Annotated in this window: 16 protein-coding genes; 10 read left to right on the forward strand and 6 right to left on the reverse strand. The window is 71.2% G+C overall.

Features of this window, described 5'->3' with window-relative positions:
- The first annotated feature begins 23 nt into the window (after positions 1-23).
- Both gabT and ABZW11_RS33430 read left to right on the forward strand, forming a co-directional pair.
- Positions 24-1,352 (forward strand): 4-aminobutyrate--2-oxoglutarate transaminase, encoded by a 1,329-nt coding sequence (gene gabT, locus ABZW11_RS33425; RefSeq protein ID WP_355425933.1) that lies wholly within the window; start codon positions 24-26, stop codon positions 1,350-1,352.
- Positions 1,353-1,511: 159 nt separating this feature from the next.
- Complete coding sequence (locus ABZW11_RS33430; RefSeq protein ID WP_355425935.1) at positions 1,512-1,763, forward strand: hypothetical protein; 252 nt, start codon at positions 1,512-1,514, stop codon at positions 1,761-1,763.
- Positions 1,764-1,886: 123 nt separating this feature from the next.
- Here the strand turns inward: ABZW11_RS33430 and ABZW11_RS33435 are convergent, their stop codons facing one another.
- The 4 genes from ABZW11_RS33435 to ABZW11_RS33450 all read right to left on the reverse strand — a co-directional run bounded on the left by ABZW11_RS33435 (position 1,887) and on the right by ABZW11_RS33450 (position 7,459).
- Complete coding sequence (locus ABZW11_RS33435; RefSeq protein ID WP_355425938.1) at positions 1,887-3,038, reverse strand: extracellular solute-binding protein; 1,152 nt, start codon at positions 3,036-3,038, stop codon at positions 1,887-1,889.
- 84 nt (positions 3,039-3,122) lie between these two features.
- Positions 3,123-4,631 carry a CoA-acylating methylmalonate-semialdehyde dehydrogenase gene (locus tag ABZW11_RS33440; protein WP_355425941.1) on the reverse strand — a complete coding sequence of 503 codons (1,509 nt, stop codon included), beginning with the start codon at positions 4,629-4,631 and terminating at the stop codon, positions 3,123-3,125.
- Positions 4,628-5,908 carry an aspartate aminotransferase family protein gene (locus ABZW11_RS33445; protein ID WP_355425944.1) on the reverse strand — a complete coding sequence of 427 codons (1,281 nt, stop codon included), beginning with the start codon at positions 5,906-5,908 and terminating at the stop codon, positions 4,628-4,630. Before ABZW11_RS33445 ends, ABZW11_RS33440 begins: the two co-directional genes overlap by 4 nt.
- A gap of 87 nt (positions 5,909-5,995) precedes the next feature.
- Positions 5,996-7,459, reverse strand: coding sequence for an MFS transporter (locus tag ABZW11_RS33450; RefSeq protein ID WP_355425947.1), 1,464 nt, complete (start codon positions 7,457-7,459; stop codon positions 5,996-5,998).
- Between the two features lie 54 nt (positions 7,460-7,513).
- Here ABZW11_RS33450 and ABZW11_RS33455 point away from each other — a divergent pair, with 54 nt between their 5' ends.
- The 3 genes from ABZW11_RS33455 (at position 7,514) to ABZW11_RS33465 (ending at position 11,534) form a co-directional block, all read left to right on the forward strand.
- Entirely contained in the window at positions 7,514-8,215 is a 702-nt protein-coding gene (locus ABZW11_RS33455) for a TetR/AcrR family transcriptional regulator (RefSeq protein WP_355425950.1), read from the forward strand.
- Between the two features lie 13 nt (positions 8,216-8,228).
- A complete protein-coding gene (locus ABZW11_RS33460; protein WP_355425953.1) occupies positions 8,229-9,857 on the forward strand; it encodes an AMP-binding protein in 1,629 nt (542 codons plus the stop codon).
- Between the two features lie 66 nt (positions 9,858-9,923).
- Positions 9,924-11,534, forward strand: a complete 1,611-nt coding sequence (locus ABZW11_RS33465) for a PucR family transcriptional regulator ligand-binding domain-containing protein (RefSeq protein ID WP_355425956.1) — start codon at positions 9,924-9,926, stop codon at positions 11,532-11,534.
- A gap of 55 nt (positions 11,535-11,589) precedes the next feature.
- Here ABZW11_RS33465 and trpS read toward each other — a convergent pair whose 3' ends face one another.
- A complete protein-coding gene (gene trpS / locus ABZW11_RS33470; RefSeq protein WP_355425959.1) occupies positions 11,590-12,552 on the reverse strand; it encodes a tryptophan--tRNA ligase in 963 nt (320 codons plus the stop codon).
- A 259-nt stretch (positions 12,553-12,811) separates the two neighbouring features.
- Between trpS and ABZW11_RS33475 the strand changes: the two genes are divergently transcribed.
- The 4 genes from ABZW11_RS33475 (at position 12,812) to ABZW11_RS33490 (ending at position 16,262) form a co-directional block, all read left to right on the forward strand.
- Positions 12,812-14,281, forward strand: a complete 1,470-nt coding sequence (locus ABZW11_RS33475) for a phosphodiester glycosidase family protein (RefSeq protein ID WP_355425962.1) — start codon at positions 12,812-12,814, stop codon at positions 14,279-14,281.
- Positions 14,282-14,752: 471 nt separating this feature from the next.
- Entirely contained in the window at positions 14,753-15,238 is a 486-nt protein-coding gene (locus ABZW11_RS33480) for a MarR family transcriptional regulator (protein ID WP_355425965.1), read from the forward strand.
- Positions 15,235-16,116, forward strand: a complete 882-nt coding sequence (locus ABZW11_RS33485) for an alpha/beta hydrolase (RefSeq protein ID WP_355425967.1) — start codon at positions 15,235-15,237, stop codon at positions 16,114-16,116. Before ABZW11_RS33480 ends, ABZW11_RS33485 begins: the two co-directional genes overlap by 4 nt.
- The gene (locus ABZW11_RS33490) at positions 16,113-16,262 is read left to right on the forward strand and encodes a hypothetical protein (protein WP_355425970.1); all 150 of its coding nucleotides are present in this window, start codon (positions 16,113-16,115) and stop codon (positions 16,260-16,262) included. The genes ABZW11_RS33485 and ABZW11_RS33490 overlap by 4 nt, the downstream gene beginning before the upstream one ends.
- 176 nt (positions 16,263-16,438) lie before the next feature.
- On the opposite strand, the gene ABZW11_RS33495 is transcribed toward ABZW11_RS33490, so the two are convergent.
- Complete coding sequence (locus tag ABZW11_RS33495; RefSeq protein ID WP_355425973.1) at positions 16,439-19,441, reverse strand: tetratricopeptide repeat protein; 3,003 nt, start codon at positions 19,439-19,441, stop codon at positions 16,439-16,441.
- A 97-nt stretch (positions 19,442-19,538) separates the two neighbouring features.
- On the opposite strand from ABZW11_RS33495, the gene ABZW11_RS33500 reads away from it, so the two are divergent.
- Positions 19,539-19,772 (forward strand): hypothetical protein, encoded by a 234-nt coding sequence (locus tag ABZW11_RS33500; protein ID WP_355425975.1) that lies wholly within the window; start codon positions 19,539-19,541, stop codon positions 19,770-19,772.
- Positions 19,773-20,205 lie beyond the last annotated feature (433 nt).

Here is a 20,205-nt window from a genome sequence, read left to right on the forward strand (position 1 = left end):
AAAGCCCGCCATAACGTCGAAGCATGAGCATTCCCCAGGAGCGGCGCGTCGTGACCGCCATCCCAGGCCCGAAGTCGCAGGAGTTGCTGGCCCGCAAGCAGGCCGCCGTCCCGCCCGGCATCGGCACGACCCTGCCGGTCTTCGTCACCCGCGCGGGCGGCGGGGTGGTGCAGGACGCCGACGGGAACTCGCTGATCGACTTCGGCTCCGGCATCGCCGTGACGAACGTGGGCAACGCCGCCCCCAAGGTCGTCGAGCGGGTGCGGAAGCAGGTCGCCGAGTTCACCCACACCTGCTTCATGGTCACCCCGTACGAGTCGTACGTGCAGGTGTGCGAGAAGCTCAACGAGCTGACGCCGGGCGAGCACGAGAAGCGTACGTTCCTGGTGAACTCGGGCGCCGAGGCCGTGGAGAACGCGGTCAAGATCGCCCGGCACGCGACGGGCCGCCCGGGGGTCGTGGTGTTCGACCACGGCTACCACGGCCGCACGCTGCTGACGATGACGCTGACGGCCAAGAACATGCCGTACAAGCAGGGGTTCGGGCCGTTCGCGCCGGAGGTCTACCGGGTGCCGCTGGCCTACCCGTTCCGCTGGCCGACGGGCCCTGGCAACTGCGCCGAAGAGGCGGCCGAGCAGGCCATCGACCTCATCACCAAGCAGATCGGCGCCGGGAACGTGGCCGCCGTGGTGATCGAGCCGATCGCCGGCGAGGGCGGCTTCATCGTGCCGGCCAGGGGTTTCCTGCCGCGCGTCGCGGAGTTCTGCCGGGCGAACGGGATCGTGTTCGTGGCCGACGAGGTGCAGACCGGCTTCGCGCGTACGGGGACGCTGTTCGCCTGCGAGGACGAGGGCGTCGTGCCGGACATCATCACCACGGCCAAGGGCATCGCGGGCGGCCTGCCGCTGGCGGCGGTGACCGGGCGCGCGGAGATCATGGACAAGGTGCACGCGGGCGGGCTCGGCGGCACGTACGGCGGCAACCCGCTGGCCTGCGAGGCCGCACTGGGCGTGCTGGAGACGATCGAGTCCGAGGACCTGGTGGCCAGGGCCAGGCGGATCGGCGAGATCATGCTGCCCCGCCTGGAGGCGCTCAAGGAGCGCTTCGACGTGATCGGCGACGTCAGAGGCCGGGGCGCGATGATCGCGATCGAGCTGGTCGAGCCGGGCACCAAGGAGCCGAACCCGGCGGCCGTCGCGGAGGTCGTCAGGCGCTGCCACGCGGAGGGCCTGCTGGTGCTGACGGCCGGCACGTACGGCAACGTGCTGCGCTTCCTGCCGCCGCTGGTCATCCCCGAGCACCTGCTGGAGGAGGGCCTCGGCATCCTGGAGAAGGCCATCGCCGACCTCTAGACGAAACCCTACGAAACGGGCACCCAGTTTGCGGCTGGTTGCCCGTTTTTGTGGTGTAAAAGGCGTCGCTCGGGTAGAGAATTCACCCTGACTTGACGCTCAGCAGGACGCTCACGGCCACGGTCAGGGTTATAACGGTTGCGACATGCGGAGAGTCCCATGGGCGGTGGGAGCGTGATGAGCTGGGGTGCGACCAGAACGGCGCAGGACATGTTGACGTTCGACCCTGAGGGCCTGACCTGGGCCCAGCGCGACGGCGACGCCTGCGTCGTCTGCCATAAGCGATGGCCGCGCCCGCGCGTGCGCGTGGGCCGCCTGCCTGACGACAGACCGGTCCTCGCGTGCGCCGACTGCGCCGAGGCCCTCGTGCCGGCGCCCATGGCCACCGTGGTGGCCTTCCCGTCCCGCTGACGCACGACGAGCGCGGCGAGACGCCCCGGGATAGAGGGGAAGGCCCGGGGCGCCTCAGAGCGAGCCCGCCCAGCGGGGGAGAAGGGCGAGCCCGCGGCACATTCAGGTGGGGGCGGCCACCACTTACTTCATGAGCTCCTGCCACCGCTTGGCCCAGGTGGCGTAGTCAGTGCATTCCCCGTCGTCCGCGCGGCAATCCCCGGGCGGCCGCACCGCGAAGTGCACCTTGCCGAGCCGCCTGTCGTCGCCCATCCCGTACGTCCGGCACATCGCCCTGGCCCGCCCCTTGCACGCCTTGCCGTTGGCGGGCGCCATGCCCGTCCATGCGGCGGCGTCGCGCTGCGCGTCCGTCGCGGTCACCCAGTTGAGCCAGCGGTAGGCGCAGGTGGCGTCGGGGACGTTCGCGCTGAGCATCCAGGAGTCGAGCCACCCGAGCGTGGCCCGCGTCTTCACGGTCTCGAGGGGCACCCCCGCCTTCTGCAGGAGCAGCCGGTAGTAGGGGGTGAGCTGGGCATAGTCGAGCGCCCCCGTCGCGAAGCCCTTGACGAGGTCGACGGGGTTGCGCCAGTAGGTGCGGTCCTTGTTGCGGTCGAGCAGCGCCATCGCCTTGTCCAGGTCGGCCTCGCTCAGCTCGTACGGCTCCTTCGCCCCCTCGGCCAGCGCCGCGGCGGCGATCGTCAGCGGGCTGTCCCTGAGCGCCGCCCGCGTCGAGGAGAACACCTGCTCAAGGTCGCCGCCCGTGTTCCGGTCGCGGACGAACTCGTCGTACGCCCACAGGTACGGCACCCCGTACGGCTTGCCCGACACGGTGGTCATGTCGCGGAACCGCTTGTCGAGGTCGGTGTAGCCGCTCACCTTGGCCGGGTCGATCGGCTGCGCCCACTTGCGCTGGATCAGGTCGGCGGCCAGCACGGGACCGGCCGTGACGACGTCGTAGGGCCGGTCGTCCACCCGCGCGGCCAGCTCTTCCGCGGTCTGCGCGATGTCGAGCCTGGCGATGCGGCAGCCGGTCTCCTTCTCGAACGAGCCGACCCAGTTGACGCGGGAGCTGACGCCCCCGTACTCGGCGTAGCCGCGGTAGGTGAGGATCTGCAGCGTGCCGTCGAGCTGGGTGGCGCTCGGCGTGGGCGTGGCGGTGGCGCTGGGCTTGGCCGTGGGGGTGGGCTCGGGCCGCACGCCCTGAGGCCCGGGAACGGCCGCGGGAGCCGCCGCGCCCATGCCCGCGACCAGCGCCGTCGCGGCGAGCGCCAGGGCATAAGTACGACGACCGTTCACGATGTCCCCCCTTGTCCGTCGTGCTGGAGCTTACCGGGGACGGGAGCGGGAGGAACGGTCGTTCCTCCCGCCCGTGAGCGCCGCTTACCCGTTCGTGGGGAAGCCCAGGTTCACGCCGCCGTGCGAGGGGTCGAGCCAGCGGGAGGTGACGACCTTGCCGCGGGTGTAGAAGTGCACGCCCTCGGTGCCGTGCACATGGGTGTCGCCGAACAGCGACGACTTCCAGCCGCCGAAGCTGTAGAACGCCATGGGCACGGGGATCGGCACGTTGATCCCGATCATGCCGACCTCGACCTCGTTCTGGAAGCGCCTGGCGGCGCCGCCGTCGTTGGTGAAGATGGCGGTGCCGTTGCCGTACAGGCCGTTGTTGATGACCTCCAGGCCCTCCTCGTAGGAGGAGACGCGCACGATCGACAGCACGGGCCCGAAGATCTCGTCGGTGTGCGTGCGCGACCCGACGGGCACGTGGTCGAGCACGGTCGGCCCGAGCCAGAAGCCGGGCGTCTCGGCCGCCTTGCCGCCGCCCAGCACGGGCGTCTCGCGGCCGTCCACGACCAGCTTGGCGCCCTCCTGGACCCCGAGGTCGAGGTAGGAGGCGACCTTGTCGCGGTGCGGCCCGGTGACGAGCGGCCCCATCTCGGACTTGGGGTCGTCGCCTGGGCCGACCACCAGCCTGCCGACCCGCTCGACGATCTTCTCCACCAGCTCGTCGCCGATCGGGTCCACGGCCAGCACGACGGAGATCGCCATGCACCGCTCCCCCGCCGAGCCGAACCCGGCCGAGACCGCCGAGTCGGCCACCAGGTCGAGGTCGGCGTCGGGCAGCACCAGCATGTGGTTCTTGGCGCCGCCGAGCGCCTGGACGCGCTTGCCGTGGGCGGTGCCGCTCTCGTAGACGTACTGGGCGATGGGGGTGGAGCCGACGAACGACACCGCGCGCACGTCGGGGTGCTCAAGGAGCCGGTCCACGCTCACCTTGTCGCCCTGCACGACGTTGAACACGCCGTCCGGCAGCCCCGCCTCCTGCCACAGCCGCGCCATGAGCAGCGAGGCCGACGGGTCGCGCTCCGACGGCTTCAGCACGAACGCGTTGCCGCAGGCGATCGCGATCGGGTACATCCACATCGGCACCATGGCCGGGAAGTTGAACGGCGTGATGCCGGCCACCACGCCCAGCGGCTGGCGGATCGAGTAGGAGTCGACCCGGGTCGAGACGCCCTCGGAGAAGCCGCCCTTGAGCAGGTGCGGGATCCCGCAGGCGAACTCGACGACCTCCAGGCCGCGGGCCACCTCGCCGAGCGCGTCGGAGTGCACCTTGCCGTGCTCGGCCGAGATGAGGGCGGCCAGCTCGTCGCGGTGGGCGTACATCTGCTCGCGGAAGCGGAACAGCACCTGCGTGCGCTTGGTGAGCGAGGCGTCCCGCCAGGCGGGGTAGGCCGCGACGGCCGCCGCGACGGCGGCGTCCACGTCGGCGGCGGAGGCGAGCGCGACGTGGCCGCTCACCTCGCCGGTGGCCGGGTTGAAGATCTCCGCGGTACGCGCGGAGTCACCGTCGGCGAGTGCGCCGCCGATCCAGTGCTTGACGGACTTCACTGGGCCGCCGCCTCCGCGTCGATGGTCTCCAGGGCGGTCACGATGATGCCGAGCCCCTCGGTGGCCTCGTCCACGCTGAGGGTGAGCGGCGGCGCCATCCGGATCGCGGTGCCGTACAGGCCGCCCTTGCCGGCCAGCAGGCCCGCCCGCTTGGTCAGCTCCATGAAGCGGCCCGCCTGGGCGGGGCTCTCCAGCTCGACGGCGAACATCAGGCCCTTGCCGCGCACGTCCTTGACCACGGACAGGCGCTGCGCCGCGGCCTTGAGCCCGCTGATGATGATCTCCCCGGTGCGGGCGGCGTTGGCCTGGAGGTCGTGGTCGAGCACGTAGTCGAGGGTGGCGTTGGCGGCGGCCATGGCGATGGGGTTGCCGCCGAAGGTGGACAGGCCCACCGCGTGCGGCGCGTCCATGAGGTCGCCGCGCGCCACGACGCCGCCCACCGCGAACCCGTTGCCGAGCCCCTTGGCGAAGGTCATCATGTCGGGCGTCACGCCGTGGTCGCCGATGCCGAAGAACGAGCTGCCGGTGCGGCCCCAGCCGGTCTGCACCTCGTCGGAGATGAACAGGATGCCCTGCTCGTCCAGCACCTCCTTGTAGGCGGCGAACAGCCCGTCGGGGGCCATCGTGAACCCGCCCACGCCCTGGATCGGCTCGGCGATCAGCGCCGCCACGTCGTTGGAGACGGAGGTGGCCAGGACGTGGCGCAGGTCGTCCACGCACGCCTTGATGTAGTCGGCGTCCGACAGGCCCCTGAACTGGGTCAGGTGCCGGTCGGCGCCGTGCAGGAAGTGCACGTTGAGCGGGGAGAGCGAGTTGTTCTTCCACGACCGGTTGGCGGTGACGCTGATCGCGCCGAAGCTGCGCCCGTGGTAGCTCTGCCGCATGGCCAGCACCTGGTCGCTCTTACGCGCGTACGTGGCCAGCAGCAGCGCGGTCTCGTTGGCCTCGGTGCCCGAGTTGGTGAAGAACACCTTGGCGTCGGGGATGCCGGACAGCCGCGCGATCTTCTCGGCCAGCTCGATCTGCCCCCGCAGCAGGTAGACCGTACTGGTGTGGACGACACCGGTGGCGAGCTGGCGTTCGACGGCCTCGCGCACCTCCGGCACGTCGTACCCGATCATGTTGGTCAGGATCCCGGCGAAGAAGTCGAGGTAGCTCTTGCCGTCCGCGTCGATGACGCGGTTGCCCTTGCCGCTGACGATCTCGATGGGCTCGTTGTAGTTGAGTGCCAGCCAGTTGGGCAGCACTGCCCGGTGGCGCGCGAGTAGGTCCGACATGTTATCGAGTATCCCTTTCCTGTCGGGTGCCCTCCTATGCGCAACGTGTCGACGCGGCGGGAAAATGCCTTACACAGTGGAAACCCATCACACGGGACTGTCCTCGGGCGCGGGAGCGGGCGCGGGAGCGGCCGGCGCCGGCGGGCGCAGCACGCTGACGGCCAGCAGCGCGGCGGCCACGCAGAAGGCGCCGCCCACCCACGAGCCGAGGTGCATGGCCGAGGTGAACGCCTCGTTGGCGACGTCGGCGAGCCCGAGCCCGTGCGCGCCGCCGATCGACTCCCTGGCGGCGGCCGGCAGATCGGCCGGCATCTCCGAGGTGTAGCGCCCGGCCAGCACGCTGCCGAGCACCGCGATGCTGAGCGCCATGCCCACCTGCTGCACGGTGTCGTTGAGCGCGGAGCCGACCCCGGCGTGGTCGACGGGGATGGCGCCCATGAGTGAGGCGTACGCCGACGGCCCCGCCAGGCCGCCGCCCATGCCCATGATCACCAGGCCGGTCAGCAGCGGCAGGTAGCCGGTGGTCAGCGCCATCACCACGAAGCCGCCCGCCATGAGCAGCAGCCCGGCGCCGACCAGCACCCTGTTGCTCAGCCGCTGCCCCAGCCCGGCGCCCACCCCGTTGAAGATCGCGGCGGCGACGGCGTACGGCAGCATGGCGAGCCCCGCCTGCATCTCCCCGTAGCCCAGCACGAACTGCAGGTACTGGGTCAGCATGAGCATCACGGCGCCGGCCCCGAACGACATGAGCAGGATCGAGAACGAGGCGCCGCTGAAGTTGCGGTTGGCGAACAGGTGCAGCGGCAGCATCGGCTGCTCCTGCCTGCGCTCCCAGATCACGAACGCGGCCAGCGCGAGCACCGCGAGCGCGATGACCGGGACGTTCCACTCCCGCTCGATGATCACGTAGACGCCCGCGGTCAGGCCGACGATCGACAGCACCACGCCGACGGGGTCGATCCTGCGGGCCGGGCTGCGGCTCTCGGGCATCAGGACGACGGCGGCCACGATGGCGATCGCCGCCACCGGCACGTTCAGCAGGAAGACCGAGCCCCACCAGTAGTGCTCCAGCAGGAAGCCGCCAAGCGTGGGCCCTGACACCATGCCGACCAGGGCCACCGCGCTCCAGCCCGCCATCGCCTTGCGCCGCTCGTCGGCGTCGAAGACGGTCATCAGGATCGACAGCGTGGACGGCATCACCAGCGAGCCGCCGACGCCCATGAGGAAACGGGCGGCGATGAGCTGCCAGGGCTCGGTGACGACCACGGCCAGCAGGGACGCGCTGCCGAAGAACGCCAGCCCGACGATGAGGAAGCGGCGGCGGCCGTACCTGTCGGACAGGCTGCCCGCGGTCAGCAGCAGGCCGGCGAAGGCCAGCACGTACGCGTCGAGGATCCACTGGATGTCCGACGGCGTCGCGCCCAGCTCCTGGTTGAGCGACGGGATGGCCAGGTTGAGGACGGTGTTGTCGATGACCAGCACTAACAATGCCAGGCAGAGGGCGGCCAGGATCCACCATCGGCGCGGGTCTCGTACAGTGTTCGGGTTCACTCGCACACCGTACGATAAACTCGCACAGTGTGCGACAGGTTTTATCCTTGAGCCATGAGCAGCAAGCCGTTCTCCTCCGTCTGGGTGCGCGAGCCCCGCAAGAGCGCCGCCCCCGGCCGCAGCAGGGAGGAGATCGTCGCCGCCGCCGTCGAGCTGCTCGACCAGGAGGGGCTGAGCGGCCTCAGCATGCGCAAGCTCGGCGCCAAGCTGGGCTCCGGCGCCACCAGCCTCTACTGGTACGTCGCCCACAAGGACGAGCTGCTCGAACTCGCCTACGACGAGGTGTGGGCGGAGATGACCGTGCCCGACCCCGACGAGGTGGGCTGGCGCGACGCCACGTCCGTGCTGGCCTACAGCATGCGCGAGGTGATCCTGCGCCACCCCTGGTCGGGCGACCTGATCGGTCGCCTGCCCGCGCTCGGGCCCAACGCGATGCGGGTCGCCGACCGGATGCGCCGGATGTTCAAGGCCGCCGGGTTCAAGGGCTTCGACGTCGACTTCGCCGGCTCCACGCTCACCGCGTACGTGTTCGGCATGACGATCCCCGAGATCGCCTGGAACGCCACGATGGGCGACCGCGACTACGACCCCGACGAGATGCGCGCCACCGTACGCAAGGCCGCCGCGGCCCACCCCGAGATGCTGGAGAGCATCGACATGGACGTCTACGACGATCCCGCCGCCATCCGGGCGCTGTGTTTCGACTTCGGTCTCGTGTCGCTGCTCGACGGTCTTGAGCGGCGGCTCGCGCCGTAGCAGGATCCCGGGCATGAGCGATTTCCGTGCCGCCCGCGACTTCCTCCTCGACGCCGACCCAGGCACCGCCAGGCGCGACTTCCGCTGGCCCAGACCGGCCGAGTTCAACTGGGCGCTCGACTGGTTCGACGGGGTGCTGGCCGCCGAGACCCCCGAGGCCGTCGCTCTCAAGATCGTCGGCGAGAGCAGCGCCTCCTCCACCTTCGCCGAGCTGTCGGCCCGCTCCAACCAGGTCGCCAACTGGCTGCACGAGCAGGGCGTGCGGCGGGGCGACCGGATCCTGCTCATGCTGGGCAACCAGGCCGAGCTGTGGGAGGCGCTGCTCGCCGCGATGAAGCTGGGCGCGGTCGTCATCCCGGCCACCACGCTGCTGACCGCGAAGGACGTCACCGAGCGCATCCAGCGCGGCGGGGTGTCCCACGTCATCGCCAACGCGGCCGACGCCGGCAAGTTCGAGGCCGGCGAGTACACGAAGATCGCCGTGGGCGACGCGTTCGGCTGGCTGCCCTTCCACGAGGCGTACGAGGCGGGCACGTTCTTCACCCCCGACGCGCCGACCAGGGCCGACGACACGCTGCTGCTCTACTTCACCTCCGGCACGACCTCCCAGCCGAAGCTGGTCGAGCACACCCACGCCTCCTACCCCGCGGGCCACCTGTCCACGATGTTCTGGATCGGGATCAGGCCGGGCGACGTGCATCTCAACGTCTCCTCGCCGGGCTGGGCCAAGCACGCCTGGAGCAACGTCTTCGCCCCCTGGAACGCCGGGGCGACCGTGCTGATCCACGACTACCGGCGCTTCTCCGCGCCCGCGCTGCTGGAGGTGCTGCGTGACGAGCGGGTCACCACGTTCTGCGCGCCGCCCACGGTGTGGCGGATGCTCATCCAGGAGGACCTCACCGCCTGGAGGCTGCCCCTGCGCACGGCCGTCGCCGCCGGCGAGCCGCTCAACCCCGAGATCATCGACCAGGTCGACAAGGCGTGGGGCATCACGATCAGGGACGGCTACGGGCAGACGGAGACGACGGCGCAGATCGGCAACGCGCCGGGCGAACAGGTCAGGCCGGGGTCGATGGGGCGTCCGCTGCCCGGGTACGAGGTCGTGCTGATCGACCCGGTCACCGGCGAGCAGGGGGACGACGGGGAGATCTGCCTGCCGCTGGACGACCGCCGCCCCCTCGGCCTCATGTCCGGATATGTCGGTGGATCGGGCGACGCGATGCGCGGCGGCTTCTACCACACCGGCGACGTCGCCACCCGCGACCAGGACGGCTACATCACCTACGTGGGCAGGACCGACGACGTCTTCAAGGCGTCCGACTACCGCATCTCGCCGTTCGAGCTGGAGAGCGTGCTGCTGGAACACCCTGCCGTGGCCGAGGCCGCCGTGGTGCCCGCCCCCGACCCGGTACGCCTGGCGGTGCCGAAGGCGTACGTGCTGCTGGCTCCCGGCTTCGAACCCGGCGAGGACACCGCGAGGTCGATCTTCGAGCACTGCCGCAGGGAGCTGGCGCCGTACAAGCGGGTGCGGCGCATCGAATTCGACGACCTGCCGAAGACGATCTCGGGCAAGATTCGCCGCGTCGAGCTGCGCGTTCGCGAACCCCGCCGGGAATATCGCGAAGAGGATCTCAACCAATGACATGTCCGACAACGTGTCATTCACCCCGTGGGCGTTCTTACAGGTTGATCGGCTAGGCTCTGCCCCGTGCTCCCCACCATCGCTGACGTCCTCGCCCTGGAGACCGTGCGCCGCGGCAGCCCACGCGTGGTCGCGGGCGCGGACCGGCTGGACACCAAGGTGCGGTGGGTGCACGTCGGCGAGATCGCCGACATCGCCCATCTCCTGCGTGGCGGAGAGCTCGTGCTCACCACGGGCGTCGCCCTGCCCGAGGACCCCGAGAAGCTCGCCGACTACATCGGCGAACTCTCCTCCGTCGGGGCGTCGGGGCTGGTCGTGGAGCTGGGCCGCAGGTTCGTCCGCGAGCTGCCGCGGGCGGTCACCAAGGCCGCCGAGGAGCACGGGCTGCCGGTCATCGTGCTGACCAGGGAGACCCCGTTCGTTCAGATCACCGAATCGGTGCACTCCCGGATCATCGACATCCAGCTCGAAGAGCTGCGCGCCTCCGAGCAACTGCACGAGGTCTTCACCGAGCTGTCGGTCGAGGGCGCGTCGCCCGCCGAGGTGCTGGCACAGGTGGCCCGGCTGTCCGGCCGGCCCGTACTGCTGGAGAACCTCGCCCACCAGGTGCTGGCCTGCGAGTCGGCGGGGCGCGACGCGGGCGCCCTGCTCGCCGGGTGGGAGACCAGGTCGCGGGCGGTCGCGCCGGTCGAGCGCACGGCCTACGATCCGGCCTCCGGCTGGCTCGTCACCACCGTCGGAGCGCGCGGGCAGGACTGGGGCCGGCTCATCCTGCTCTGCGACAGCAAGCCGTCACCGCGCGACATGGTGCTCGCCGAGCGGGCCGCCACCACGCTCGCCCTGGGCCGCCTGCTGGAGCGCCACCAGGAGTCGCTCGAACGCCAGGCCCACGGCACCATCCTCACCGGCATACTCACCCACGCCTACGCCGACCCCGACGAGGCCGCCGCCCGCGCCCGCGCGGTGGGCGTGCCGCTCACCGGGCGGCGGCTGATCAGCGTGGTCATCCGGCCGACCGAGCACATCGACCAGGCGCTCGACGGGCAGGCGCAGCTCGGCGAGCTGGCCGAGTGCACCGCCGCCGCCTGCCGCGACGCCCGCCTGCCCGCCCTGGTGGGCGCCCTCGACCAGGAGCGCGTGGGCGTGCTGCTGCCGCTCCCGCCGCGCATCCAGGCAGAGCCGGCGCTGACCGTGCTCGCCGAGCGGCTGCGCGGCCTGTGCGGGGCCGCGTTCGTGCTGGCGGCCGGCTCGGTCGTCGAGTCCATCAAGGACGTACGCCGCAGCTTCCTCGAAGCCGAGCAGGTCGCCGAGGTGGCGGTCCGCCAGCCCGACGGCCGCGCCTACTACCGCCTGCCCGACCTGCGCCTGCGCGGCCTGCTCCACCTGCTGCGCGACGACGCGCGGCTGCAGACGTTCGCCGAGCGGGAGCTGGGCCCGCTGCTGGCCCACGACGCGCAGCGCGGCGGCGACCTGACCCGCATCCTGCGCATCTACCTCGACTGCGGGCGCAACAAGGCGGTCGCCGCCCAGAAGGCCCACCTGTCCAGGCCCGCCTTCTACGACCGGCTGCGCCGCCTTGAGCGCATCCTCGACACCGACCTCGACGACGTCGAGTCCTGCCTGTCCCTGCATGTGGCATTACTGGCCCTGGAGTCCTTCCGCAGGGAGAACCGCTGACGGCACGGGCCTCCCCCGTCCGCCGGCCTGAGCCCGACCGCCTATGGAGGCTGGTTCACAAGCCCATGGCCTGACGGACCTCCTCCAGCGTCAGGACCGCCCGCTCGCGCGCCCGCTCGTTCCCCTCGGCCAGGATCCGGCGCGCGTCACCCTCGCCCAGCTCGGCCCGCCGCTTCCTGATCGGCCGCAGGAACTCGTTGACCGCCTCCGTCGTCACCCGCTTGAGCGTCGCCGCACCGCCGTCGCCGATCTCCTCGGCCAGCTCGCGCGGCGACCGGCCGAGGCAGAGCCCGGCCAGCGTGAGCAGGTTGGCCACCTCGGGTCGGCGGTCCTCGTCGAAGGTGATGTGCCGCTCGGCGTCGGTGCGGGCCTTCCTGATGAGGGCGGCGGTCTCGTCCTCGGTGGCCGACAGGGCGATGGCGTTGCCCCTGCTCTTGCTCATCTTGCCGCCGTCGAGCCCCTTGAGCAGCGGCTGCTCCCCCATCATGGCCTCGGGCAGCGGGAACACCGGGGCGTAACGCTCGTTGAAGCGCCGCGCCACCAGCCGCGTCACCTCCACGTGCGGCAACTGGTCCTTGCCCACCGGCACCAGCGTGCCCTTGCAGAACAGGATGTCGGCCGCCTGGTGCACCGGATAGGTGAACATCAGCCCGCTCACCGCCCGCTGCGAGCTGTGCGCGATCTCGTCCTTCACCGTGGGGTTGCGCCGCAGTTCCGCCACCGACACGAGGCTCAGGAAGGGCAGCAGGAGCTGGTTCAGCTCGGGGATCGCGCTGTGCTGGAAGATCACGGCCCGCGCCGGGTCGATGCCGACCGCGAGGTAGTCGAGCACCAGGTCCGTGGTGTTGCGCCGGATCTCGCCCGGCGTGTCGCGATCGGTGATCACTTGATAGTCGGCGACCAGCACGTACATCGGATAGCGGCCCTGCAGCTCGACCCGGTTGGCCAGGGAGCCGAAGTAGTGGCCGAGATGCAGCGGCCCGGTCGGGCGGTCACCGGTCAGGACGACGTCGTTCATGGGATCTCTCCTGGGTCTCGTGCCGTCCCGGAGAGGACCTCGCATGATGTAAAGGGCCGTCTCTGGGACGGCCCCCGCATGGGCGAATCAGCGGCCGTCTGTCGGCCGCCACCACATGCGGATACAAGTCATATACGCATGGTACTGAAGGGCGATGTCAATCTCGTAACCTCTTCACCCAGTTGGCGCGTTCTCCTGCCTCGGGGTCCTTGATCTCGCCACTATGGTGCGGTCCCTTGCACCGCCCTATGGAGAGTTCATGTCTCGACGCACGATCGCCGGCGGCCTGGCCACAGCCGCGGCGCTCGCCCTCACGGCGCTGCCCGCGACCGCGGAACAGCGCACGGTACGGTTCCCGTCGGCGAAGTTCCCGCTGGGCGCGCGACCCGTGCCGACCAAGACGATGACCGCCGTCACGCAGGGCATCGACCTGTACGACGTGCGGGCGGGCTCCGCCACCGACGGCTACACGCTGACCGTCTTAATGCCCAGCGGCCGCGACTACGGGATGCAGCACACCGCAGAAGCCAAGGCCGCCGAAGTGGAGGCCGCCGGGGAGACGCCCAGCGTCCAGAAGGTGGTCAGGCCGGGCGTCGCCGACGCTCCCGCGCAGACCGTCTACATGGTCCGCGTCGGCATGTGGCCGCTGAAGGACAAGAAGAAGGCCGAGAAGGCCGCCAAGAAGCTGAAGGAAGCGGGCCTGAAGGTCAAGGTCGACTACCTCGGCGACGACGGGCTCAAGACCACCGGGCCGTGGAGCGCCAAGGTCGTCATGGTCGACTCGCGGGTGTTCCGCGGCTCGTACGCCGCCTCGCTCGGCCGCAGCGTGGCCAAGCGCGAGACCGTCTCGTCGATGGTGGAGGCGGGCAAGGCGCTGGTCGGCGTCAACGGCGGCTTCTTCAACATCCACACCTCCAAGGCGCTGCGCGGCGAGCCGGTCGGCGCCTCCGTGGTCGGCGGCCGGCTGCTGAGCGAGGCCGTTCCCGGCCGCTCCGCCGTCGTGCTCAAGGGCCGTACCGCGAAGATCACCGAGCTGAAGACCGACGTCACCGCCGTCTCCCAGGACGGCACCAAGGTCGAGGTCAACGGCGTCAACCGGGCCGCCACCACCGACGAGCTGGTCCTCTACACCGAGGAGTGGGGCGCCAAGACCCCCTCCGGCGGCACCGACGCCGTCCTCGACGCCAACGGCAAGGTCGTCGGCCTGCGCGCGTCCGGCGCCGCCGTCGCCGCCGGGATGCGCGTGCTGCACGGCAACGGCCTGGCCGCCGACTGGATCAACGAGCACGCCTGGCAGAACTGGACCGTCAAGATCGTGACGAAGGTCGTGGACCTGCGTACCAAGCGGGCGCTCAAGCTCACCCCCGACCTGCACGTCATCTCCGGCGGCGTGGGGCTGGTCCGCAACGGCAAGGTGAAGATCACCGCCAAGCGGGACGGGCACGACTCGATCAACATGATCCTCCGCCGCCACCCCCGCACCCTCCTCGGCACGACCCGTAACGGCAGCCTCATCCTGGCCACCATCGACGGCCGCCGCCCCGGCGAGACCCTCGGCGCGAACTTCGTGGAGGCCGCCCAGTTCATGCGCTGGCTGGGCGCCACCCAGGCGATCAACCTGGACGGCGGCGGCTCCACGGCCATGGTGGTCGGCAAGAAGGTCGTCAATCGCCCCTCGGACGGCGCGGAGCGCGCAGTAGGCGACGCCCTCCTGGTTCTCCCCAAGTAGTTCTTCCAGCAAGGGACCCGCACCACCACGTGCGGGTCCCTTCGCATGTCCTCCTCCGGTCAGTCCTCGTCCTGGTGGACGAGGAGGACGAAGGTGCGGGCGTAGGAGAAGCCGCGCGCCGGGCGCGGCCAGTCGAGCGCGGCGAGCGCCTCCGAGGCCGCCTCGTGGCAGACCCGCCGACACGGACCTCCGCGACCTCCGAGCCCTGGCCGCCGCCGCAGAACAGCTTGACCCCCACCAGCTGCTCGCGATCGAACGCGCCCTTCGCCATGCCGTCACGCACCTCCCAGGGCGCGCCCATGGCTGCGCCGAGCTGGTCGGCGACCATGCCGAGCACCACGTCGTCCGCCGGTCGTCCACCGTCCATGCGTTGTCCCGCCTGCCGGGTCCACCTGATCGGCAGCCAGGCTAGCGGTTGTGACGATCTTTCTGTCATTGCAGCAATGACTGCAATGACCGTAATGTAGTGGCATGGACGACACCCCCACCGACGCCGAGCTGGACTTCGTCGACGACGTCGCGAGCTTCTTCGCCAAGGAGGGCATGCCGCTGATCGCCGGCCGCGTGATCGGCTGGCTGCTCATCAGCGACCCGCCGGAGCAGAGCGCCGCCCGGCTCGCCGACGTGCTGGGCGTCAGCCGCAGCTCGATCAGCAGCGCGACCAGGCTCCTGACGCCCAGCGGACTGGTCGAGGGCGTGCGGCGCAGGGGCGAGCGGCAGGAGTACTTCCGCATCGCGCCCGACGGGTGGAGCCGCATGCTGGCCGCCCGCTACGCCAAGACGGCCGCCTTCCGCGAGATCACCGAGGCCGGCCTGCGCGTGCTGGACGGCAGCCCCCCTGAGCGCCGCAAGCGCCTGGACAACGTCAACGAGCTCTACCGCTTCCTGGAGAGCGAGCTGCCGGCGCTGTGGCAGCGCTGGGAAGCCCACCGCGCCGCGAACGGGGGCGGCGGATGAGCGAGCCGCGCGGCACGTACCTGACCTTCCCCGAGGGACGCCTGCACGTCCACGTCGCGGGCGACCCTGAGGCCCCGCCGGTGGTGCTGCTCAGCGGCGCCGGAGTCGACAACGCGCTGCTGAGCTGGCGACGTCTCATTCCCGTCCTCGCGGCGGACCACTTCGTGCTCGCGCCCGACTGGCCGAAGCAGGGCAAGAGCCGCCCGTGGCAGGGCCGGGCCACCCACGAGCGCATGCTGCGCTGCGTCACCGACGTACTCGATCACTTCGGCCTCGGCTCGGCCGCCCTGGTCGGCCTGTCGCAGGGCGGCGCACTCGCGCTCGCCACCGCCATCGAGCATCCGGGCCGCGTGGACCGGCTCGTGGCGCTCGCCCCGGCCGGCATCCTGGCGTTCCCGCCCGTCGTGCACCAGCTCCTCTGGCTCACCGCCAAGCTGCCGCTGCTCAACAGGACGCTGCCGGGCGCGCTGCTCAGGACGCGCGCGCAGGTGGCGGCGTTCGCCCGCCGGGCGCTGTTCGCGGGGCCCGTACCGGACTTCGACGAGATCGTGGACGAGATCGTCGAAGAGGTACGGGCGAGCGGCGCGGGCTCGTCCGACTGGCAGAACGGCTCCATCGGCCCCTTCCGTATGCGTGTGGACCTGCGCCCGCGCCTGCCCGAGATCACCTGCCCCGTCCTGCTCGTCCAGGGCGACAAGGACATCGGCGTGCCCCAGGCCCGTACGAGAGCCGCCGCCGCACTCATCCCCGGCGCCCGCTACGAGCTGCTGGAAGGCGTCGGCCACTGGTCGAACCGGCAGTGCCCTGAGCGGGTGAACGCGCTCGTCTCGGCGTTCCTCGCCCCGGACGACGAGCAGACGACGAGCAGACGACGTTGATCCTTCGGGTTGGTCTGCCCTCCCCGCCCGGCGCCGAGGCGCTGCAGTTCCGCGACATCGAGGCGTTCGCCGCGAACCGGGCCGTGGCGCTGTCCATCGGCGGGGGCACCGGGCCACCGATGACGGCGGCTCGTTCGACACGGTGAGCTGCACCCGCGGCCTGGCCTGCTGGGCCTCCGTCGAATCCGGCCGCATCGCCCGCCTCACGCTGCGATGAGCAGCACCGTTGTCGGACCCGTTGGATGCTGAGGAGTGGCCGCCTCCAGACCCCTTCGACGCTGAGGAGGGGCCGCCTCCGAACCCGTTCGACGCTGAGGAGGCGCTAGGCCCGTTCCGTCCAATAGGCGAGCTGCTCCCTCGTCGACCGCGTCACCGGATGGCCGGGGCCGAGCACGCGTTCCCTGATGGGGAGCAGCGCCGCGTACCGGTCCCTGGCGCCCGCCGCGTCGCCCGCCTGCCCGGTCCAATAGGCCAGGTTGGCGCGGGCGGTCAGCGTGTCGGGGTGCTCGGGCCCGGAGGCTCTTTCGCGCAGCGGGAGCAGGGCGAGGTACGCGTCCCTGGCCGCCGCCGGGTCGCCCAGCTCGCCGGTCCACCGGGCCAGCTCGTGCCGGACGGTCAGCGTGTCGGGATGTTCGGGGCCGAGCACCCGTTCGCAGATCGGCAGCAACGCCGCATAGAGGCCGCGCGCCGCCTCCACGTCCCCCGCCTGCCCCGTCCAGTACGCCAGGTTGTGCCGCGTCGTCAGGGCGTCGGGATGGTCGGCGCCGAGCACCCGTTCCCTGACCGGCACCAACGCCGCGCACTGGGCCCGCGCCCCCTCCAGGTCGCCCGCCTGCCCGGTCCAGAAGGCCAGGTTGTGCCGCGTCGTCAGTGTGTCGGGGTGTTCGGCGCCGAAGGCGTGCTCATAGCGAACCAGCAGGTCCGCGTACTGGTCGCGGGCCGAGACCGCGTCGCCCAGCTCGCCCGTCCACCGCGCCAGCTCGTGCCGGGTGAGCAGAGTGGCGGGGTGCTGGGGGCCGAGCACGCGTTCCCTGACGGGCAACAGCGCCGCGCAGTGGTCGCGGGCCGGCGCCGGGTCGCCCGCCTCGCCGGTCCACAACGCCAGGTTCGCCCAGGCGGCCAGCGTGTCGGGGTGGTCGCGCCCCTGGACGCGCTCGCGCATGGGCAGCAGCGCCGCGTACATGTCCCTGGCCGCCGCCGCGTCCCCCAGCTCACCCGTCCACCGCGCCAGCTCGTGCCGGATGGTCAGCGTGTCGGGGTGCTCGGCGCCGGACACCCGCTCCCGTACGACGAGCAGCGCCGCGTACATGTCCCTGGCCGCCGCCGCATCGCCCAGCTCACCCGTCCACCGCGCCAGCTCATGCCGGGTGATCAGCGTGGCCGGATGCTCGGCCCCCTGCACCCGCTCGCGAACCGGCAGCAACGCCGCATACCGGTCGCGCGCCGCCGCCGGGTCACCCGCCTCGCCGGTCCACAACGCCAGGTTCGCCCGAGCGGCGAGCGTGTCGGGGTGCTCGGCGCCCTGCACCCGCTCCCGGATGGGCACGAGTTCGGCGTACATGTCCCTGGCTGTCGCCGCGTCCCCCAGCTCACCCGTCCACCGCGCCAGCTCGTGCCGGATGGTCAGCGTGTCGGGGTGTTCCGCTCCCTGTACCCGCTCCCCGATCGGCAGCAGCTTCGCGTACTGCCACCGCGCCGACGCGGCGTCCCCCAGCTCACCGGTCCACCGCGCCAGCTCGTGCCGGATGGCCAGCGTGTCCGGATGCGTGGCCCCGAGCTCCAGCACCCGTAGCGGCAGCAGCTCCGCGTACATGTCCCTGGCCGCCGCCGCGTCCCCCAGCTCACCCGTCCAGCGGGCCAGCTCGTGCCGGACGGCCAGCGTGGCCGGATGCTCAGCCCCCAGCCGGGCCGTGAGCGCCGCGCGGATCTCCTCATACAGCGCCCGCGCCGTCCGGTAGTCGCCGCTCGCTCCCAGGTACTGCGCCGTCTTGTCCATGCCGGCCGACATCGGGGTGAGCACCGTCAGGATGTGCGGCAGCAGCTCGGCGTACCGGGGCCAGGCGGCGGCGTCGAGCGGGTCCGCCGGCAGCACCGACTCCAGGAGCACGACCGCGACGTCCCGCCACCGCTGCTGCTCGGGCGGCGGGAGCTGGTCGAGGGTGACGGCCTGCACCAGCCGGTGCACTGAGACCAGGCCGTCCGCGGGATGGCTGATCAGGCTGTGCCCGCGCAGCGCGCTCACCGCCGCGTTCACCGCCAGCGGGTCGCGCGGCAGCTCCTGGAGCACCATCACCGCACTCAGCCAGGGCCGCACCTCACGCACCCGCCGCAGCCGCGTGCTCGGCATCCGTCCGTACGCCCGCTGCCTGCGCAGGTCCGCCGCCAGCACCTCACGCGGCGCCCGCCCTTCGAGCGGCGACAGCAGCAGCTGGTACGGGATCGGCTCGTGCGAGCAGCACGCCAGCACCCGCAGCAACGCGATCGCCTGCGGGCTGGTGCGCTCCAGGTTGCTGAACGACAGCTGCCACGTCGTCGTGACCCGCTCCCGATGCCCCCACGGCTGCCCCTGGGCCAGCAGCTCGGCCCGCTGGTCGTGCAGCAGCTCCAGGTACTCGGCCGGGCGCAGCCCCGTCTCGGCCATGAACGCCGCCGCCTGCTCCAGCGCCAGCGGCAACGCGCCCAGCTCCGCCACCACCGCCGCGGCGGTCACCGCGTCCTCCTGCCCCGACCTCGCCAGCACCAGCTCCGCCCCCGGGCCCGGCTCCAGCACCGGCACCTCCAGCCCCTGCTCCGGCGGCCAGCTCCCCGATCTGCTGGTGACCACCACATGCCCGGGCCCCGCCGGCGGCAGATACCGCCGCACCGTCCCGGCATCCGGCGCGTTGTCGAAAATCAGCAACCAGGCTTCCGTACGCGCGGCCAGCGCCGCATGCACCTGATCCACCGGATCGGCCGCGTCGGCCGTCTCCCGCAACCCCAGCAACGCCGCCAGCCGCGCAAAAGCCGCCGACAACACCGCAGAATCGTGCGCCGGCAGTTGCCAGACGAGCTGATAGTCACCCTGATGCCGATGGGCGTACTCAACGGCCACACTCGTCTTCCCCACACCACCGAGGCCGTGCAACGCCACCACACTCGGCCGCCCAGGCCCCCGCCGCAACCGCTCCCTGACCTCGCCGATCACCTCTTCCCTGCCCAGCAGCAGCGGCGGCCGCGGCGCAAGCTGCACCGGCCGCGTCGGCACCTGCGGCCGCGACTCCAGCCGCACGTCCCCCGCCACATCCACCCGCCCCACATTGACGGCCGTCGCCCCATCGCCCGTCATGGCCACTCCCGGATTCCCCTCTCCAACGGAGATGGAACGCTCCAATTGCCCTGATTTGCCACCCGCTCCCGCACGCGGCGGCACCCCCGGCGTCCGTATGACCATCACCGTCACCACCACCAACCCCACACCCCCGACGGCGATGCTGAGCAAGCTGTCCATCTCATCCAGCACACTGAGCACCGACCCCGGCACCCCGAACATCTCAGCGACGATGTCCACAACCCCCGCCAGCACCAACGTGCACGCAACCGGCGCGACCGTCCACGCAAGGACCCGCAACCGCCGGCGCCGCCGTCTCACCTGCACCGACGCCCGCCCCGAAGTATGAGAACCCGTCACACTCCCAGAGTGACCCGCCCACCACCCCACCGCCACCAGAACTTCACCATGCCCGAAAAGCCCCAGCTCCCACGCCGTAACCCCACCTGGCGAGATCGGGTGGATCCCACGAAAGAGCACAAGTCAGCTCAGACCCGCCGACCTCGGGAAGCACCCCAGCACTGGGTGCCAGCAGCCCAAGCACTGAGACCCGCCCCGCACACGAAACACCTGCCAAGCACCCGAGAGCCGCACCGCCCGAACCTCAAGAACCGAGTACCTCCGACCCCAAAACCAGCACCCAGCAAAAACACCCCGGCACTCGAACCCCGAAAACCAGCAGCAGCCCCAAGAGCCGGCATCACCGAAGAAGCCCCGACTCGCGAAGAAGACGAGCGGCCATACGAAAGACCGCGGCCCTCGAAGACCCCGCAGGCGAAAAC

Origin of the sequence: Nonomuraea sp. NPDC004580 (assembly GCF_040609855.1) — a bacterium.
Taxonomy (GTDB): Bacteria; Actinomycetota; Actinomycetes; order Streptosporangiales; family Streptosporangiaceae; genus Nonomuraea; species Nonomuraea salmonea.

Excerpts from the sequence above, each read along its gene's own strand:
- gabT (WP_355425933.1), top strand. The coding sequence starts at position 24 with ATGAGCATTCCCCAGGAGCGGCGCGTCGTGACCGCCATCCCAGGCCCG.
- ABZW11_RS33430 (WP_355425935.1), top strand. The coding sequence starts at position 1,512 with ATGGGCGGTGGGAGCGTGATGAGCTGGGGTGCGACCAGAACGGCGCAG.
- ABZW11_RS33445 (WP_355425944.1), bottom strand. The coding sequence starts at position 5,908 with ATGTCGGACCTACTCGCGCGCCACCGGGCAGTGCTGCCCAACTGGCTG.
- ABZW11_RS33455 (WP_355425950.1), top strand. The coding sequence starts at position 7,514 with ATGAGCAGCAAGCCGTTCTCCTCCGTCTGGGTGCGCGAGCCCCGCAAG.
- ABZW11_RS33460 (WP_355425953.1), top strand. The coding sequence starts at position 8,229 with ATGAGCGATTTCCGTGCCGCCCGCGACTTCCTCCTCGACGCCGACCCA.
- trpS (WP_355425959.1), bottom strand. The coding sequence starts at position 12,552 with ATGAACGACGTCGTCCTGACCGGTGACCGCCCGACCGGGCCGCTGCAT.
- ABZW11_RS33475 (WP_355425962.1), top strand. The coding sequence starts at position 12,812 with ATGTCTCGACGCACGATCGCCGGCGGCCTGGCCACAGCCGCGGCGCTC.
- ABZW11_RS33480 (WP_355425965.1), top strand. The coding sequence starts at position 14,753 with ATGGACGACACCCCCACCGACGCCGAGCTGGACTTCGTCGACGACGTC.
- ABZW11_RS33485 (WP_355425967.1), top strand. The coding sequence starts at position 15,235 with ATGAGCGAGCCGCGCGGCACGTACCTGACCTTCCCCGAGGGACGCCTG.
- ABZW11_RS33495 (WP_355425973.1), bottom strand. The coding sequence starts at position 19,441 with ATGACGGGCGATGGGGCGACGGCCGTCAATGTGGGGCGGGTGGATGTG.
- ABZW11_RS33500 (WP_355425975.1), top strand. The coding sequence starts at position 19,539 with ATGACCATCACCGTCACCACCACCAACCCCACACCCCCGACGGCGATG.